The sequence below is a fragment of the Pseudomonas sp. HOU2 genome (assembly GCF_040729435.1).
Taxonomy (GTDB): domain Bacteria; phylum Pseudomonadota; class Gammaproteobacteria; order Pseudomonadales; family Pseudomonadaceae; genus Aquipseudomonas.
The window spans coordinates 4,031,571-4,050,186 of the sequence record NZ_CP160398.1; the positions used below are offsets into that span (position 1 = coordinate 4,031,571).

General features: G+C 61.2%; 10 protein-coding genes. 7 read left to right on the forward strand and 3 right to left on the reverse strand.

Annotated features, from left to right (window positions below; genetic code table 11):
* Positions 1-30: 30 nt before the first annotated feature.
* The 5 genes from cobG (at position 31) to ABV589_RS18230 (ending at position 11,838) form a co-directional block, all read left to right on the forward strand.
* A complete protein-coding gene (gene cobG / locus ABV589_RS18210) occupies positions 31-1,329 on the forward strand; it encodes a precorrin-3B synthase (protein WP_367086215.1) in 1,299 nt (432 codons plus the stop codon).
* Entirely contained in the window at positions 1,322-1,948 is a 627-nt protein-coding gene (locus ABV589_RS18215) for a precorrin-8X methylmutase (RefSeq protein WP_102899398.1), read from the forward strand. The genes cobG and ABV589_RS18215 overlap by 8 nt, the downstream gene beginning before the upstream one ends.
* Complete coding sequence (locus ABV589_RS18220; protein WP_027613582.1) at positions 1,948-2,679, forward strand: precorrin-2 C(20)-methyltransferase; 732 nt, start codon at positions 1,948-1,950, stop codon at positions 2,677-2,679. Before ABV589_RS18215 ends, ABV589_RS18220 begins: the two co-directional genes overlap by 1 nt.
* On the forward strand, positions 2,679-4,379 hold the full coding sequence (gene cobJ / locus ABV589_RS18225) for a precorrin-3B C(17)-methyltransferase (protein WP_367082886.1): 1,701 nt from the start codon (positions 2,679-2,681) through the stop codon (positions 4,377-4,379). Before ABV589_RS18220 ends, cobJ begins: the two co-directional genes overlap by 1 nt.
* Positions 4,380-4,785: 406 nt before the next feature.
* Positions 4,786-11,838, forward strand: a complete 7,053-nt coding sequence (locus ABV589_RS18230; protein ID WP_367082887.1) for a TcdA/TcdB pore-forming domain-containing protein — start codon at positions 4,786-4,788, stop codon at positions 11,836-11,838.
* 99 nt (positions 11,839-11,937) lie between these two features.
* Here ABV589_RS18230 and ABV589_RS18235 read toward each other — a convergent pair whose 3' ends face one another.
* Positions 11,938-12,534 (reverse strand): MarC family protein, encoded by a 597-nt coding sequence (locus ABV589_RS18235; protein ID WP_007961956.1) that lies wholly within the window; start codon positions 12,532-12,534, stop codon positions 11,938-11,940.
* Positions 12,535-12,790: 256 nt separating this feature from the next.
* Between ABV589_RS18235 and ABV589_RS18240 the strand changes: the two genes are divergently transcribed.
* Positions 12,791-13,582, forward strand: a complete 792-nt coding sequence (locus ABV589_RS18240; protein ID WP_367082888.1) for a hypothetical protein — start codon at positions 12,791-12,793, stop codon at positions 13,580-13,582.
* A gap of 57 nt (positions 13,583-13,639) precedes the next feature.
* On the forward strand, positions 13,640-14,365 hold the full coding sequence (locus ABV589_RS18245; RefSeq protein WP_367082889.1) for a hypothetical protein: 726 nt from the start codon (positions 13,640-13,642) through the stop codon (positions 14,363-14,365).
* A gap of 21 nt (positions 14,366-14,386) precedes the next feature.
* On the opposite strand, the gene ABV589_RS18250 is transcribed toward ABV589_RS18245, so the two are convergent.
* Positions 14,387-17,161, reverse strand: a complete 2,775-nt coding sequence (locus ABV589_RS18250) for a response regulator (RefSeq protein WP_367082891.1) — start codon at positions 17,159-17,161, stop codon at positions 14,387-14,389.
* 99 nt (positions 17,162-17,260) lie between these two features.
* Positions 17,261-18,556, reverse strand: a complete 1,296-nt coding sequence (purD, locus tag ABV589_RS18255; protein WP_007961947.1) for a phosphoribosylamine--glycine ligase — start codon at positions 18,554-18,556, stop codon at positions 17,261-17,263.
* Positions 18,557-18,616 lie beyond the last annotated feature (60 nt).

Below are 18,616 nucleotides of genomic sequence, written 5' to 3' on the forward strand. Positions count from 1 at the left end.
CCAGCCGGTCATCCCTTGAACGAACGTCCTCTGTCCACCGCTTTGCGCCCCTCGGCTTGTCCGGGGTTGCTGCGTATTGTCCAGGCGCTGGACGGCGGCATTTGCCGGATCAAACTCAATGGTGGCTCGATCACTGCTGATCAGGCTGACGCGGTGGCTGATGCTGCCGAGCGTTTTGCCAGTGGCGCGATCGAGGCGACCAACCGCGCCAATCTGCAGATTCGAGCTATTGGCGAGCAATCCGCAGCGTTGATCGACAGTTTGCTGGCCGCCGGCCTGGGGCCGCAAACTGCAGCGGGTGACGATGTACGCAATCTGATGCTCAGCCCGAGTGCCGGGATCGATAGGCAACTGCTGTTCGATACCCGGCCACTGGCCGAACAGATTCTGGCGACCCTGCAGACGCATCCGCGCTTTCACGAGTTGAGCGCCAAGTTCGCCGTGCAACTCGACGGCGGGGAGGCGTTGGCGATGCTCGAGCATCCGCACGATCTGTGGCTGTCGGCGTTCGAACGTGACGGTGAAGTCTTGTTGGCGTTCGGTCTGGCCGGCTGCCCGACCGATCGTGCGGCCGGTGCCGTGACCGTGGAACACGGCCATGCGCTAGTGGTCGCGGTGCTGGAGTTGTTCCTTGAGCGGGCTCGACCGGAGCAGACGCGCATGCGCCATCTGCTCGATGAATGGCCGATGCTGGCCTTTCTCGAACAGTTACGCGAACGCGTGGCGATCAACGCCGCCATTGCCCGACAGCGCACGCCGCTGGCGGATGCGCTGCACATCGGTGTTCACCGGCAAAATGCTGACGACAGGGTGTATGTCGGCGCGGTTCCGGCGCTCGGCCGTCTCGATCCGGCCATGCTGCGTGGCGCGGCCCGACTGGCCCGCGAGTACGGTGACGGCACCCTGCGTTTCACCCCTTGGCAAAGTCTGCTGTTGCCGAACGTGAAGCCCACCGACGCGGCGCAAGTCCTGGAAAATCTGACGCCATTGCACTGGCTGACCGACGTCAGCGAGCCGCTGTCCCGGCTGATCGCCTGCACCGGCTCCAGTGGCTGCGGCAAAGGCCTGGCCGATACCAAACACGACGCCCGGCGGCTGGCGACGCTGTTGCCACAGGCGCAGAACGTGCACCTGTCCGGTTGCCCGCGCTCTTGCGCTGCAGCCCATCGCACCCCGGCGACATTGCTGGCGGTCAGCCCTGGTCATTACGACCTCTATTTTCGCGATGCAGCGCTGCCGGGTTTCGGCGCGCTGCACGCACGCAACCTTACTATTGAAGCGGCCGCGACCCTGCTCGACGCCCGCTCACGGAGCCCCCTTGATGCTTGATTACATCCGCGACGGTCAGGAGATCTATCGCAACTCCTTCGCGATCATTCGCAGCGAGGCCAATCTGGCACGCATCCCGGCCGATCTGGAAAAACTCGCGGTGCGGGTGATCCACGCCTGCGGCATGGTCGAGGCCATTGACGGTCTGCAATTTTCCGAAGGTGCCGGCAAGGCCGGGCGCGATGCACTGGCAGCCGGCGCGCCGATCCTGTGTGATGCGCGGATGGTTTCCGAAGGCGTGACCCGTGCCCGTCTGCCGGCGAACAATCAAGTGATCTGCACCCTGCGCGATGACAGCGTGCCGGAGCTGGCCCGTGAGTTGGGCAACACCCGTTCGGCGGCGGCGCTGGAGTTGTGGCGTCCACACCTGGAAGGCAGCGTGGTGGTGATCGGCAACGCGCCGACCGCACTGTTTTACCTGCTGGAAATGCTCGACGCCGGCGCACCGAAACCGGCGCTTATCCTCGGCTTCCCGGTGGGCTTCGTCGGCGCCGCCGAATCGAAAGCGGCGCTGGCGGCTGACAGTCGCGGCGTACCGTTCGTGATCATGCAAGGCCGGCTCGGCGGCAGCGCCATGGCTGCCGCCGCAGTCAATGCCCTCGCCACGGAGATCGAATGATGCAGGCCAAAGGACGTCTGATCGGCCTCGGTGTGGGCCCCGGTGATCCGGAACTGATCACCGTCAAAGCCCTGCGTCTGTTGCGCGAGTCGCCAGTGGTGGCGTACTTCGTTGCCAAGGGCAAGAAAGGCAACGCGTTCGGCATCATCGAAGCGCATCTGCAGGATGCGCAGAATCTGCTGCCGCTGGTGTACCCGGTGACCACCGAAGTGCTGCCGGCGCCGCTGTCCTACGAGCAAGTGATCAGCGATTTCTACGATGAAGCCGCCGAGACCGTGGCTGCGCATCTGGACGCCGGCCGTGATGTGGCGGTGATCTGCGAAGGCGACCCGTTCTTTTACGGCTCCTATATGTATCTGCACGATCGGTTGTCCACGCGCTATGAAGCCGAAGTGGTGCCGGGCGTGTGCTCGATGCTTGGCGGCGCCTCGGTGCTCGGCGCGCCGCTGGTGTATCGCAACCAGAGCCTGTCGGTGCTTTCCGGCGTGCTGCCGCACGAGGATCTGAAGCGACGCCTGGCCGACGCCGATGCAGCGGTGATCATGAAGCTGGGGCGCAACTTTCCCAAAGTTCGTGCGGTGCTCGAAGAGCTCGGTCTGGCCGAGCGTGCGCTGTACGTCGAACGCGCGACCATGGCCAATCAGAAGATCGTGCCGCTGGATCAGGTCGAGCCGATGTCCTCGCCGTACTTCTCGCTGATCATCGTCCCGGGCGAACGGTGGCAAGGTTGATGACGCCATCCACACCGGCCATTGTCATCCTCGGACAGGGCGCGCTTGCCACCGCGCGGCGGATCCAGCAGCTGTATCCGACGGCGCAGATCCACGGCCTCGCCGGACGCGTTGAAGGCGCCGACTGCACCTATCAGGAGTTCGGCGCGACGCTGCGTGAGTTGTATCAGCAGGACACGCCGATCATTGCCCTGTGCGCGGCCGGCATTGTCATCCGCACCCTGGCGCCGGTGCTGCTGGAGAAGGGTGCCGAGCCTGCGGTGCTCGCCGTGGCCGAAGACGGCAGCGCCGTGGTGCCGCTGCTCGGCGGCCTCGGCGGGGTGAACGTCATGGCCCGGGAAATCGGTGCCGCATTGCAAGTCGCGGCGGCGATCACCACCAGTGGCGAGTTGCGCTTTGGCACTTGTCTGCTCAATCCACCCAACGGCTATGCGCTGGCTGATCTGGAGCTGGGCAAGCGTTTCGTGTCCGATCTGCTGGCCGGGCACAGCGTGCGCATCGAAGGTGCCGCGCCGTGGCTGGAGCAGGCGCAGTTGCCGCAAGACCCGCAGGCGCAGCGCTCGATTCATGTCGGCAGTGCCGAGCGTGTTGCAAGCGCCAACGAGTTGCTGATCTATCCGCGCAGCGTCGCTGTGGCGGTGAGTGCGCAGTTGGACGATCTGCCGCATGCCGTGCGCGCCGCGTTGCAGCAGGCCGGGGTTGCGCAGCAGTCGCTGGCCTGTCTGCTGGCGGCTGACACTGAAATGGCGTCGGCGAAACTGCGTGAAGCCGCCCTCGAACTGGGTGTGCCGCTGCGCTTTGTCACGGCGCAAAAAGACCTCAATGAGTTGGCTCGTCACGCACTGCCGCAGGCCTCGATCAGCAGTGCCAACGGCTTGGTGATTGCGCGCGCCGAACAGCCGCTGGACGTCGCGCAGATCGGTCGTCAACGTGGGCGCCTGGCGGTGATCGGCCTCGGCCCTGGCGCTGCCGAATTGATGGTGCCTGCGGTCAAGGCGGAACTGGCGCGGGCCACCGATGTGCTCGGTTATGAAACCTATGTGCGCATGGCCGGCCCGTTTCGCGATGATCAGGTGCAGCACTGCACCGACAATCGCGAAGAAATGCAGCGTGCCCGCCACGCCTTCCGGCTGGCGGCCGAGGGCCGTTCGGTGATCGTGGTCTCGTCCGGCGACCCCGGAGTGTTCGCCATGGCCGCAGCGGTGCTCGAAGCATTGCACGAGTCGACCGATCCAGCCTGGCACAGCGTCGAGCTGGAAATCCTGCCGGGGGTGTCCGCTTCGCTCGCCACGGCCGCACAAGCAGGCGCGCCACTGGGACATGACTTCTGCGTGATGTCGCTGTCGGACAACCTCAAACCGTGGTCGATCATTGAAAAGCGTCTGGATCTGGCGGCCGAGGCCGATCTGGCGCTGGCCTTCTACAACCCGATCTCCCGCGCGCGTCCCTGGCAATTGGGGCGCGCGCTGGAAATCGTCGCGCAACATCGCACTGCGGCGACGCCCGTGGTATTGGGGCGCGACATCGGTCGTCCGGGGCAGACCCTGCGCGTGACGACACTGGGGCAACTGACCCCGGATCAGGTGGACATGCGCACCATGGTGCTGGTTGGTTCTTCAACGACGTGCACCTTTCCCAAGGCTGAAGGTGGCGAGTGGGTCTACACGCCGCGCTGGTACGGCGAAAAACCGCAGGCATGAAGGAGTGGCGAGAGAGAAACCTCTCTTGCCATGCGCATTTTTCCGCGCGATTGTTTCCGGATCTGACCGCGTCATATTGTTCAACGGGACTTGTAGGATCGGCTCCGCTTTTGCGTGGGAGTATTCTCGTTGGTTACATTCTGTTCGACTTATCTTGAATGCTGATAAACAGACCTGAATTTCCAGTTCTGATAATGTCGCGTTCTGCTCAGGTATGTTTGATTTGTACATTGATTATCGAAATAACTGGTTGCTGTTACATGCGCTATCAGTTGCTTTTTAGTGGTCGATTTTGACATGTGTTGAAAGTTTTGAAGTTTGAGCTCCGATTTGTCAGAAGTTAGTTTGCTCTCCATGCAGGTGCCAGCGGGCACTCGTTAATGGTCAGGGCAAAGGAGAAACTTTCATGCAGGATCGAAGACCTCAAGACGCCAGCGGTTTTGTCAAATTCATCAACTTGTTCAAACAGGCTGATCTGGAACAGGCCATGTCGGCGCACCGCAATAGTGATTCTTATCAGTCAGTGTTGCGTTATTACTTTGCCTGTATCGGCTTACTCGATTCACCACGACTGATCGAGCCCTTGGCACTGCTCAAACAGTCGATCGGCCAGTTGATTGGTGCCCCACGCGAACACCAGCCTGATAGCCAGCCTGCACGGTTATTGCGTATCTATGACAGCATTCAAGCCTTCGAAACCCGGTTGCAAAACAGTTTGGCTTACGCGAAGAGCACCCCGACTGCCGTGCCCAGGAATCTGCACTTTGTCTGGCTCGGTGGTGGAGTGGGCGAGATACAGCGTGACTACCTCAACCTCTGGAAACAGGTGCTGAACGGGCAAGGTTACAGTCTGCATCTCTGGTATGACAGCGACGCGTTGTTGGCCTGGCAAACCAACAAGCTGATCGTCGAGGCGGCCAAGGCTGACGCCCTGCAACAGGATGGCAGCGACAGTGTTTCCACAGACCAGCTGAGCACGCTGTACGAAGAACGGGCCATCGTCCTTAAACAACAGATGTCCATGCACATCGATGCCGCATTGGCGCAGGGACTTTCAGCCGATGAAGCACGGATCGATCTGTTGGCTCGCGCCTATGGGCAGGACGCCGCGCAACTGGAGACGTTGATCGAGCAAAACCGCCGCAGTCTGCTCGAGCTCGCAGGAGGCGACCTGCAGTTGCGCGATTTGAACGCCCTGGATACTCCGCTGCAGTTGCAGGATATCTACGAGCGCGAAATCCGGTTGCGCGGCAATCTGGCCGCTGCTTCCGATGTGGTGCGCGCCGAGGCCCTGTACGATGAGGGCGGCGGTTATGCCGATGTTGATAATCTGCCGCCACTGGTCAAGACCCTGGGCGGCGTTGATATCAGCGGGTTTGACCCCCGGGCACGCGTTGGCGTTCTGCAACTGCTGCTCGATCACAATCGGCACTGGATGCCTGCACGCGAGGCGCTGCGCCACCAGTACACTGATTATCTGGCAAGCATTCCCGAGCAACACCGCGCCGCGCTTGAGACGTTTGCCCGGCAGCAACCGGCGCTGAATGAAGTGTTCCAGGCGCCAGCCGAGCTGCTCGTGCGCCCACAGGACTTGCGAGCAGTTGCTGTGCAGGGCTCTCTGAGCAATTCCTTTCTGATGGCCCATGCCCGATCGCCGATGCTCAAAAGCGTGATCGACCGGTTTCGCTTCAACTATGACTTCATCGACCTGACGGCTCGACTGGCGGCCACGCGCGGTGTTGCGCTGAGCGATTTCCACGGCATGTCGACGCTTGCGCGCGAGGTATTCGAGGAAAACTGCGGGCCCATTTCTGCTCTGTCCTCGATCGAAGGTTCTACGGCTAACGAACTGATTCTGGCGGTCGCCGGGCATTTTGAAGACGGCATCCGTCCGCAGAGCGAATGGACGATTTTTCTGACTGGCCCGACCGCGATGCGTGCTGGCATGCGCGATTATGAGCGGCACAACTTCGTCCCGCGTGAAGATGAGACCGTGCGCCTCGAGACTGCCATAGAACCGCTCTGGATGATCAATGACAAGACCGAGGAGGAGCAGGATCACTCTTGGAAAGACAACGCCGGCGATGACGAACAATGGGTCATCGACGAGCAGCAGCGTTGGCGACAAGGACGCTTCAGTGTCCGTTACAACGGTGATGTTGCAGCCTTGCTCAAGCAGCAGACTGTGACGTTCGAAGAGGGTTGGCCGATCATCGAGGGGCGGCCGGTGCTGCTGACGGAGGTCTTGCAAGGAATGATCGACCGACTCGGTGCACCGTTCCTGGCGGCGATGAGGCAAGGTCATAACGGTCCGCTGATTTTTCCCGCAGGGCCGGGGCTGGGTTTCGATGAACGTCAGGCCATCAAGGCCCAGCCTGTCAACTTGCAAGCTCCGGCGTCGCTCAGCGATACGCGGATTCAGGGACTGGCGCTGGATGAGTTGCTAAGCGGTATTGCCGAGGGTTCGCTGCAGTTCTTCCAGGTCAGCCCTTTGCAACGGGTGGTGTTGGGACAGCTGCTCGGCGCACGTTCACTGGATAACTCAAGCTTCACGCAACTTGCCGCCGAACTCGAAAACCTCGCCAACAGCGTTGCCGAGGTAGGAGCGTCGGTGCGTTATGCGGCCATTGAACGCCATCTGTATCAGCATCGGGCGCCGCAATTCATGGCCGGTCTCGCCAGCCATGTCGACCAACCGATGGTGTCGTCGGACAGCGCGTTGACGTTGAAACGAGCCGCGCTGTCGCAGGCGCATACGCTGTTTCAATGGGGGCGTCATGTTGCCCATATCCAGACCATCGCCACCCGTGAGCATCGTGAGCAGGTGATCCTGCGGCTGGGTCAGGTACTGGGGCAAATCGAGGCCAGTGACGTCAAGCTGGTGCCGCAGGATCTGTTGCTCCAGGGGCCGGGTGATCCCGGTGGCCGCTGTTACCCGCTGGCGCTGATCATGAGCGCTGCTCTGGAGCACGGCGATGCAGCGTCGCGACGTTTGCGCGAGCGATTTTTCCTGACCACTGCCGAGCCGCAGCAACCCGATTCAATGGTATTTCTGGAAGCACTCGAGGAATTGCGCGACGTGCAATTGCACGACATCGGCAAGCCGCTGGGGCGTGTCGAACTGCAGCAGCTTGGCGCAACGCTGGAAGGGTTCGCCAGCTCGCGCACGCTGATGCTCAATTCGGACAACCACGCCATGCTGGTGGCGAAAATCTACAAGGGTGAACACGCCACCTATCACTTCTATGATCCCAATTTCGGCGTGTTCGAGTTCACCCAGGCGGACCAGTTCCAGCGGGCACTGACCGACCTGTTCCAGAAGCAGGGCATGGCGAAATACTATGCGGCCTACGGCGACGCCGCCCGCCCGACGTTTGATCTGATCGAGCTGCAGGGGCAAAAGATATCGGCTCTGAACCTGTCTGGCGGATTTCATGTCGGGCAACTGCTGGAGTCCGACAATGTCCTGTCGGAACAGACGCAACGGCCGATCCGTCGGCGCCTGAGCAGTGCCCGCGGCCATTCGCTGGTCAGCAATCCGCATCTGGGACGCAGCCTGCGCGAGCTGGACAGTCACTGGTGGGGACATCAGATTGCCCTGGCGACTGACGCTTTACAGGCCTTGCATGCTTCGGCAAAACCGCTGGTGCCGGTCTTCGAAACCCTGGAGATAACGCCCACCGGCGAGTACCGGATCAACCTGATCGATCCGTCGCAGGCCGAGCATGTGGTGCAGGTGGTCAGCACCGATCATCGTCTGCTGCGCATCAGAAATTACCTGTCGGAGCAGTTTTCGGCACTTGGCACTCGAGCCGCGCCGCAGATGGCAGAGGCGGGTGCCGTTCACACCCTCAATACCGGCTTCACGATTCAGGCACTGATGAACGTCCTGCGTGGACGAGAGGGGGATGACCGCACCTTGACCACCGCCGTGCGGTTGCACGCTTACGTCAATTACGCACAACTGGTGCACGGCAATGTCACGGACGTCGCCGGCCTGATCAATCTGATCAAAACCGCACTCAATGAAGAGAAGATCATCGCCCGTACCTGTGCGCCGGTGGTGGGCGAGGCGCTGGGACATGTTGCCAACGAAGGCGTGGGCGCGGTGCTGGGGCTGGCCAATGTCGGCTTCGACATCTATCAATTGGCGACCGCGGACAATGAGATCGAGCGCGCGCAGTTCGGTACCCAATTGGCCTTCGACTCCGCCAGTCTGGCGTTGACCGCCGGTGGCCTGGGAGCCGCCACGGCGGGCGCGGCGACTGCGGCAGCCGTGCTCGGCGGGGCCGGAGTGATTCTGGGCGGATTGGCCGTGGGGGTGGCGGCCCTGGCCCAGGGGTTTGCCAGGATCGCCGAGCAGGCGCAGGAGGTCGGGCTGTTTTTCGATGATCTGGAGCGGGCCTGTCGGGGTGTCGGTTATCGGTATGACGATGGGCTTGGGGCGTGGGTCGCTCACCCCTCGCTGGTCGTCCATGGCCTGGACTTCACTCGCGCCAGGATGGTGCTCGACAGTCCGAAGGTGTATCGGCTGCGCGATCATTTCGGAGTGCCGGATTTCAATCCGGATGATCAACAGGCGCTCGATCTGCGGCGTGAACTGGGTCTGCCCGGTTACATCCGTTTTGACCCACCGCCCACGCAACTGGTTGTCCTGCCGTGCACGCCGACCACGTACTACGGTTACGAATACAAGGCGCTGCCATTCTCGACACTGCGTCACGACACCGGCTTCGATACAGCCCGCAAGCTGGAGAAGAAAGATGCGGCTGGCCAGTGGCGGTTTCTGTTTTCGTTCTATTCCTTTCCCGTGCACTACATCGTCAACCGTCTGGCACCGTCGTATCGGCCAACCGTGATCGAGGTACGGCTGGATGCCCGAGAACGTGCGCTGGCGGTGCCAATGATGCCCCCCGTCTGGCACGACAAGGTGTCGTACCGCATCGAAGGTGCGGGCGGCGCCTGTTCACTGATCCTCAATCGCGGGGTCAATGTCCAGTTGCAGTCGCCCAGCCTGCAGCTGTGCCGCTGGAATCTGCTAGCCACCTGGGCCACCGAGAGCGATGTGCGGATCGACGTCGGCGGGGTTCTTTCTGTGGCTGGCGTGCAGGTGACGTTCGACGGCAAAGGACGGCATGAGGTCATGCTCCAGCTGAATGGGCAGCAATTGTTCAAGGTCAACCGCAGTGACAGGCGACTGGACATTGTCGGGCAGAGCGCGCCAGTCGGGGAGAACGAGCAGTCGCTGCTCACGCATTACCAGATGCTGGCGCGGGAGCATCGGCTGGTGCTGCCGTACACACCGGTTCATCACTTTCCGATTCCTTTCGAGCCCGAGGGACAGCCGCGTCAAACCACAGCCTGGTACGACGCCGCCGGGGATCGCTTTCTGTACATTCGCAGTGAAGAGGTACTGGCGGCCGATGAAATGCTGCTGGCGGCGGTGGTCGGCGATTCTGCCTTTTTCTATGAGGTGCACAACTACGATATCTGGCAGGTCGACGCTGTCAGCGGTCTGCTCAAATACCGTTACCGGTTGCTGGTGATGGAGGGGCAGTGCAGCGTTCGGCGTATCGATGTCGATGCCCAAGGCGTGCTTCATATCGAACAGCAATGGCTGGGTCCCGATCAGCAAGTCACGCAGCTCAACTACCTGATCCATGAGGGCCTGCTGCAACTGGTGGCAGTTACCCGAGAGATTGACCGTGATCTGGGCCGCCGAGTGTTCGCCCACCCGACCTTGACGGATTGGTCGGTGGTGCTTGGTCACTCTTTCACGTTAGCCCCGGTGCCCGAGCGCGCAGGCGTCAGCACCGTCGACTGGCAACCGGCCGCTTACGTGTCGGTCTGCTGGGCGTTCGATCCGGACCAGCGCGACCTGGTCTGGATTCGCAGCCGTGACCTGTTGTGCATTCATCCGTTTGCCTTCGGGCATACCCGCGGCTGGGCCGATTCGATCAAGCATCTGGGTGAACTGTTGCTGCTGCCGGTCGACGATGAGCACGAGCTGTTCTTCATCTACGACCGGCGGGCGCAAAAACTGTGCAAGGTGCAACGTCGCGGGCCCGCTGGCAGCGAGCGCTGGCCGGCGCAATGGACGCATCAATGGCTGCAGCCTGATGGGCTCAATGACGTGGTGCCGGTACAGGACGGGTATCTGGCCCTGACCGACGACGGTCTGTTCTTCAACCTGAGCGCAGAGGGTGAAGTGCTGCTGGGTGGCTTGAGTGAGCGCTGGCTCAAGGGACGTGCACATTGGTGGCAAGCACTCGAATCGCTGGCGACGAAGTACCCGGTCAACAGTTTCGCCATTCTGGGTCTGCGCAACGCCGCCGGTGATCGCAGCCTGTGCGCCTGGTTTGTGGATAACCGTCTGCTGTTGTGCGACCCCGGGCATGAACGGGAAATGCGCCTGCTCGGGGTCACACCGGACAACCAGGCGGTCTGGCTGCTCGATGTCGCCAGCGGTGAGATTTGCAGTCAGCGGTTCTTCGACAGCCGGCAACTCGAGCCAGCGTTCGGCGACGGCGCACAGTTACTGGCAAGCGACGTGCTGCCCGCACCGCAGGCCGAGTGGGACGACTGGCGGTTCAGCGCCGTGCGCAATGACGGCTCCGGTCTGTGCGGGACATCGTTCGACGGCGTGTCACTCAAGCTGCGATATCAGGAAGCTGAGCGAGTCATTGGCGTCGATCATCACTGGGCAAGCGAGCACGCGGCGCATTTGCCGCAATCTCTGCAGGCATTGGTGGAGACCGCCGAGCATGAGCCCTACATCGTCGTGGAGTCCGGCGCGGGCAACCTGCAATGGTTCGACGTGGCGAATGCACAACTGATCCGGGTAGCGGGCCAGGACCTGCCGCACGATTGCGAATTGCTCGGCACTCGCCATCGGCATGTGCTGTTGCACGAGCCTCAGGCACACCGCGTGCACGTCTATCCCGGTCAGCAAAGCATCGGTCCGTTCGAATACATGCGGCGCGACGCCGAAGTGCTGGTGGTCGAGGGCCAGAGCAAGGTCGAAGACCTGTTGCCACTGATCGCTGATGACGTGAGCTGTCTGGTGTTGCGCCTGGGGCAGGGCGGCGTGACGTATCACCTGTCGAGGGCCTGCTGGCTGCGGCTGGATTCAGTGATCGTCGATTGCCGTCACCCGCTGGGCGAGGTCCCGGCAATTCCCGGCAAGCTGGTCTGGGCGCTGGACGCACCGCAAACACTGCAACTGTCGTTCGTCGACGAGCACTTGCTGATCGTCGATCCGGATCGCCAGCACAGCCTGATCCTGCGGGATGTGTGCTCGGTGGATCCGGCGATGCGTGGCGACGTCTTCCTCGGGTTCGAGGGCGGGCGTTCCCATGCGGTATCGAGTCTGGTGCAGAGGCTGCGGGAAATCGTCGGAGCCGATGATGCCGACGGTGGTGCAACGCTTGCGCAGTTGCTGAGCGCTGTGCCGGCGTAAAACAGAAGGGCAGCTGAAAAGGCCTGCGCAGACTACTGCACAGGCCCTTTTCCTGATTCTGTCTCGTCCTGAATAAGGTTTACACCTTCTGACTTTCCCTCAGGACACCAGGTAGCCCTTGATCCCGGTAAAGATGATTTGCGCCGCCAGCGCACAGACGAACAACCCCATCAGCCGGCTGACGATCTGCAGGCCTTGATCGCCCAGAACCCGTTCGATGTGATTGGACAGATACAGCACCACGCCGACGGTGAAACTGGCCAGGGTGATGCTCATGATCGCGGTCAGTTTGTCGTCCCAGTGCGGCTGGCTGACGCCCATCACCAGCAGGGCACCGATGGTGCCGGGGCCGACGGTCAGCGGGATGGTCAGCGGAACGATCGTTACGTCCTGCTGCACGTTGTCACTCTGCACCACCGGCTTACCCTGGGCCATGCCCAGCGCCGAGATGAACAGCACGCTGCCAGCACCGATGCGGAATGCGTCCGCAGTGATCCCGAACACATCGAAAATCACCCGTCCGAACAGGTACAGCAGGACGCTGGAGACCAGCGTGGCAATCGCCACTTTCCAGGCCAGGCGCCGCTGTTCCTTGCGCGAGTAGCCCCGGGTCAGGCTGATGAAGCAGGACAACACGAAGAACGGGCTGTAGAGCACCAGCATCTTCAGGTAAACGCTGAATAACACGTGGAGCATGAGGGCGGCTCGCATCCGGAGAGGGGTGGCAGCGAGTCTATCAGTCGCTTAGTTGCTTGTGTGCGCAGAAGATGCTGCGCACGGCAGCTCATTTTTCCGGATTTTATTTTGATCGTTGTGTTGTTGTCGTTTGTTAGTTGTTTTTGTTGTTTGGATATGATGTTACAGATTCGGGTTTGTGGTTGTATGTTTGTTTGGTTATTGTTTTATCGCAAGTTCAAGAGGAACTTGTCAGATAATTAATAAGGATTTTATTGTGCATAATCAAGCTGTTCGTGAAAGTTATATTGCTTCTTGTGTTAAAGCGATTGAAGAGTGTGAGATCGACGACCGGTTGGTTATTCGTCCTCGCGCCCTGATGGCTGTAGGGGACGACGTAGAAGCACCGTCGAAGGGTTCTGTTGTGGGAGAAGGTTCGCTGGGCTTTGCGGGCGGAATCAGCGCCCAAAACCGATCCGATGCGGAAAACGCCTTCCTCTTTGCCACGCTTGCAGCCAACAAACAATACCCGGCCGAAGAGCAGGGTAAGGAGTGGTATCTGCGTTTTCGTGAGGTGATGACCCAGGCCGGCTGGACGCCAGTCACCAAGTATTACAGCAACCTGGACGTCGCGGGCACCAGCGTGCGTATGGATAAGCTGGTACTGGAAATTCTCGGCTCCGTGATTGCCGGCGCTGCACTGCCAGGCCCGGCTACGGCGTTGATGCTCAAGGTGGCGGGAGATGCGATTGCCGCCCTGCAAAAGCGTGATACTGCTGCGCTGACGGTTTATGAGCGCAATCTGCTGCAACACGGTGTGGGTGGAATTTCCGCGGGTGCGTGCGTTGAAGTCAACGGTGAGGCGATCATGGCCCTGGGCGCCGTACGTTTCCAGCGCAAGAATACGTCTACCAAAGTGCTGTTTGTCGACGTCGACGTGCGTAATGTAAACCTGTATCGAGGCGAAACGGTATTTGTCAAAAACACATTAAAAGCGGACTTGGTTCGTGAAAATATTAAAAATAAACTCATCGCTCACAGTGACAAGATTGTCGATATTGAAATTTGATTGATCAAAAAAAGGCAGCCGGTTTCGGCTGCCTTTTTTGTTATCGGGAGCGTTGGTATGAATGGCGAATATTCAGTATTGATTGTTGGCGGCGCCGTTGTGCTGATTCCGGCAACGGATGAGCTGGCGCACTATGACGATTTGATCGAGTGCCTGTTGCTGGCGCAATTGGCGGCCAATAAAAAAATCGAAAAGACGGCGGAGATCGACTGGTATGGCGCGTATGTGCAGTTGCTGGATAACTATTGGCTGCGCCACTCCAGAACTCGACGGCAATGGTCCATCGGAAAGGATAATGTCGAGTCGCTAGGTGATTGGGTCATCGCCGCGATGTTCAGCGACGCTGTGGATAACAGCGGCGCTGCATCTGTAGCGCTGCGACGTCTGGCAGGCCTGTCCGGCACCGAGTCGGCCATGGTTTTGCTGCGCAGGCACATCCAGAAGAGCATCCTGGCGTCCGAGTCCGAAGATGGGCTTGCGTCCGCCACGGCTGTGCGCCTGCTGGTGGTCGTCGCGAACACGCCGACCTCCTTGACCAGTGTCTATCTTGAGCTTGCGACTGATCGGGTGCTTGGCGGCAACCCCCTGGCCGAGCTGTTTCAGGCCGAGGATGTGCGCGGCGACGTGTGTATGCGTTACGCCGGCGCCTACTTGTCTGAGACCCTCTATGCTCCGGCACGCGCCGCCGTTGCTCTGAAAATCAGGGACAGGTTGAAGGACAACGTTGTGCGGTTGACGTTGCCCGATGAAGGGGCAGTCAGGCAGCTTTGCGCAGCCGATTGAGGCGCAACCGGGCAGGCCTTCTCAGAAGGTCGAGGCCGTGCGGTTCTGCTGATCGCGCTGGGCTACCCAATGTTCGATCAGCTCGCGCAGTTGCGACAGTTCCACCGGTTTGGCCATGTGCCCGTCCATTCCGGCCTGGCGCGCACGTTCCTTGTGTTCGGCGAGGATGTGCGCGGTCAGCGCGACGATCGGTGTGCGGATGCGCTGATTGCTGACTTCCCAGGCACGCAATTGCTGGGTCGCCGAGAAGCCGTCGAGGATCGGCATTTCGCAGTCCATCAGCACCAGATCGTAACGCTGGGCCTTCATCGCCTGCAGGGCTTCTTCGCCGTTGCTGGCGGTGTCTGGTTGCAGGTTGAGTTTGCCGAGCATGCCGCGAATCACTTTGGTCGAAATCGTGTTGTCCTCAGCGACGAGGATGCGGAAGTCGCTTGGTACCTTGGCTGCCGTGGCCGGTGTGAGCACTTGTGGCTGAAACACCACCTGACCCTTGTTGCGCTGGTTCAGCTCATCGGCGAGGGTGGTCTTGAGCGTATAGCCGGCCACCGGTTTGGCGAGGATGCGCTTGATCCCCGAATTGCGCGCGATGATCTTGCTCGGCGCGTTGCTGATGCCGGTGAGCATGATCAACAGGATGTCGTGATTGAGGCTCGGGTCTTCCTTGATCTTGGCCGCCAGTTGCATGCCGGTCATGCCGGGCATGTTCTGGTCCAGCAGCACCACATCGAAGTAGTCGCGCAGGTGCGCCTTGGTGCGCAGCAGCGCCAGCGCTTCCTTGCCCGATGGTACGGCGCTGACGTTCAGGCCCCAGGCGCTGCATTGCTGCACCAGCACCTTGCGGCAGGTGTCGTTGTCGTCCACCACCAGCACCCGCGCACCTTGCAACGGGCCGTCGAGGTCGGAGGTCGGGTGTTCGAGGCGATCCGGATCCAGCGGCAGGGTCAGCCATAAGGTGCTGCCCTGATTGGTGCCGCTCTTGATCCCGAACTCGCCGTGCATCAGGCGGATCAGTTGCCGGGCAATCACCAGCCCGAGATTGCCGCCCAGACGGTTGGCCGAGAGGAAGTGTTTGCTGTGCAGTTCGGCGTGCAGCAACGCATCGCGCTCTTCCGCCTCCATCGGCTGGCCGCTGTCCTGCACGGCGATGCGCAGGCGCGGTTTGACGCTGCGCTCGTCGAGGGCGACGACGATCAGCACTTCGCCTTCGTCGGTTTTCTTCAGGGCGTTTTCCAGCAGGCTCAGCAGGGTCTGGCGCAAGCGGGTCGGGTCGCCGCTGATGACGCGCGGCACCTGCGGCTGAATGAAGCTGATCAGCTCGACGTTCTGCTGTTCGGCCTTGGCCCGATAGATGCTCAGGCAGTCGTCGATCAGCGCGTTGAGGTCGAACTGCACATCGTCCAGTTCGATCTGCCCGGACTCGAGCTTGGAGATGTCGAGGATCTCGTTGATCAATGTCAGCAATTCGTTGCCGGCGCTGTGGATGGTTTGCACGTAATCGCGCTGCTTGACCGACAGTGGCGTACCCAGCAGCAGTTCGGTCATGCCCAGCACGCCGTTCATCGGGGTGCGGATTTCGTGGCTGATCTTGGCGAGGAATTCGGCCTTGGCGTTGATCTCGGCATTGCTCGCGGCAAGATCGCGGCTGATGCTGAACCGGCTTTCGGTGATGCTGCGCTGGCGTTCACCCAAGGCGATGCTCATCAGCAAGCCACTGATGCAGATGAAACCCATCAGGGTCATGATCAGGCCTTGCGGTGCCACCAGGGTCAGCCCCAGCAGGGCCGGCAAAATGATCAGCGTACCGATGTTGAACACCACCATCCCGGCAACGAACAGCCGCGCCGGACGGTAGCCCTTCTGCCAGTGATAGAAGCCGACCAGCAACATGCTCAGACCGGCCAGCGCCACCAGCGCGTAGGTGATGATGTTCAGCGGCAGGGTGTTGACGAACAACAGCAGCAGGCTGCAGATCACAATAAACAGAATGTCGCCCAGCAACAGTTTGTTCAGCGGGTGCGGGCCGAGCGGGGCGAAGAAGCGCAGGGCGAACATCAGCCCGGCCGGGGCGGTCAGCAGCAACGCCAGATAAGCGCCCGGGGTCTGGATCGCGTGCCAGTTCGGCAACCACGGGCCGGCGAGGTTGAGCAACAGCAATAGACTCAGGCCCAGCAGTCCTTCGCAGACCGCCAGCCATAGGCTGCTGCGCGAGCGCGAGTAGGCGTAGCGCACGATGTTGTGCAGCAGCAACATGCCGAGGCAGCCGAACAGCAGACCGAAGATCAGCGTCTGGTTCTGGTTGGCGGCACTCATCACCGCCGATTGCAGGGTGATGTGCGGGCGTAGCTGATGGTCGGAAACCATCCGCAGATAGACGTCGAGGGATTTGTCACTTTGCGGCAGTGGTAGCAGGAAATCGCTGCTTGGGAGCGGCCGTTCGACCTGCGGCTGGCGGGTGCCGGAGGTGCGTTGCTCGATCAGCTTGTCGCCGTCCAGCACGTAGAGGCTGAGGTTGGACAGGTCCGGGGCGAAGATTCGCAGCACCTGCTCGTGCTTGCCCGGGGCCAGTTTGAAGCGCAGCCAGAGTGCACCATCGGGCTCGGCCGCCGTGAGGCGATCCAGTTCGATAGGGCTGAATTGATTGGTGTAGCGCGCCGAGCGGATGTCGCTCAGTTGCAGATTGCCCTGATCGTCAAGCAATACCGACCAGCCACTGCCTTGCGCGGCCATAGCCGGAAGCATGCAGAACAAGGTCAGCAACGTGACGGTGAAACTTATGGCAATCCTGAGCCAGCGCACGGCGAAATCCCTTCGTAGGTTGATGCCAGAATATAACGATGCGCGGCGGCGGAACAGCCCGGCGAGGGACTGCATCCCGCGCCGGACGTGAAGGACAGCTTATTCCTGGGTTTCGCCACGTTCACGGGCAATGGCGCGGTAGCCAATGTCCTTGCGGTAGAAGCAGCCTGCCCAGTCGATGGCGGCGGCCAGCTTGTAGGCTTGCTGCTGGGCTTCGCTGACGCTGGCGCCCATGGCGGTGGCGCAGAGTACGCGACCACCGGCCGTCACCACCTTGCCATCCTTCAGGGCAGTACCGGCGTGGAAGACTTTGCCTTCCAGGCCTGCGGCTGCGTCCAGACCGTTGATCACCGCGCCCTTGGCGTAGTCGCCCGGGTAGCCGCCGGCGGCCAGCACGATGCCGACGCTCGGGCGTGGATCCCACTGGGCTTCCACCTTGTCCAGCGCTTGCGCCAGAGCGGCTTCGACCAGCAGCACCAGGCTCGACTGCAGACGCAGCATCACCGGTTGGGTCTCCGGGTCGCCGAAGCGGCAGTTGAATTCGATGACTTTCGGGTTGCCGGCCTTGTCGATCATCAGACCGGCGTAGAGGAAGCCGGTGTAGACGTTGCCTTCTTCGGCCATGCCGCGCACGGTCGGCCAGATCACCTGATCCATCACGCGCTGGTGCACGTCGGCGGTGACCACCGGGGCAGGGGAGTAGGCACCCATGCCGCCGGTGTTCGGGCCGCTGTCGCCGTCGCCAACACGTTTGTGGTCCTGGCTGGTGGCCATCGGCAGGACGTTCTTGCCGTCGACCATGACGATGAACGAGGCTTCTTCGCCGTCGAGGAATTCTTCGATCACCACGCGAGAACCGGCATCACCGAAGGCGTTGCCGGCGAGCATGTCGCGCACGGCGTCTTCGGCTTCGGCCAGGGTCATGGCAACGATCACGCCTTTACCGGCGGCCAGGCCATCGGCCTTGATCACAATCGGTGCGCCTTTTTCACGCAGGTAAGCCAGGGCCGGCTCGATCTCGGTGAAGTTCTGGTAGTCGGCGGTCGGGATCTTGTGACGCGCGAGGAAATCCTTGGTGAAGGCTTTCGAGCCTTCCAGCTGTGCAGCGCCGGCGGTCGGGCCGAAGCAGTCCAGGCCACGGGAGCGGAACAGATCGACCACGCCTGCCACCAGCGGCACTTCCGGGCCGACGATGGTCAGGGAAACGTTTTTCTCGGCAAAGTCGGCCAGTTGCTCAAGGGCCAGCACGTCGATGGCGACGTTCTCGCACTTGGCTTCAATCGCGGTACCGGCGTTGCCCGGTGCGACGAAAACCTTCTGTACGCGCGGATCCTGAGCCACTTTCCAGGCCAGGGCGTGTTCACGGCCACCGCTGCCAATGATCAAAACATTCATTTCAAAAACCTCGGATGACGCTAATTCTGTTGAGCGCTGCAAGGGCGCTTTTCTGTGGGA

Coding starts and splice junctions, on each gene's coding strand:
- ABV589_RS18215 (WP_102899398.1), top strand. CDS start 1,322: ATGCTTGATTACATCCGCGACGGTCAGGAGATCTATCGCAACTCCTTC.
- ABV589_RS18220 (WP_027613582.1), top strand. CDS start 1,948: ATGCAGGCCAAAGGACGTCTGATCGGCCTCGGTGTGGGCCCCGGTGAT.
- cobJ (WP_367082886.1), top strand. CDS start 2,679: ATGACGCCATCCACACCGGCCATTGTCATCCTCGGACAGGGCGCGCTT.
- ABV589_RS18230 (WP_367082887.1), top strand. CDS start 4,786: ATGCAGGATCGAAGACCTCAAGACGCCAGCGGTTTTGTCAAATTCATC.
- ABV589_RS18235 (WP_007961956.1), bottom strand. CDS start 12,534: ATGCTCCACGTGTTATTCAGCGTTTACCTGAAGATGCTGGTGCTCTAC.
- ABV589_RS18245 (WP_367082889.1), top strand. CDS start 13,640: ATGAATGGCGAATATTCAGTATTGATTGTTGGCGGCGCCGTTGTGCTG.
- purD (WP_007961947.1), bottom strand. CDS start 18,556: ATGAATGTTTTGATCATTGGCAGCGGTGGCCGTGAACACGCCCTGGCC.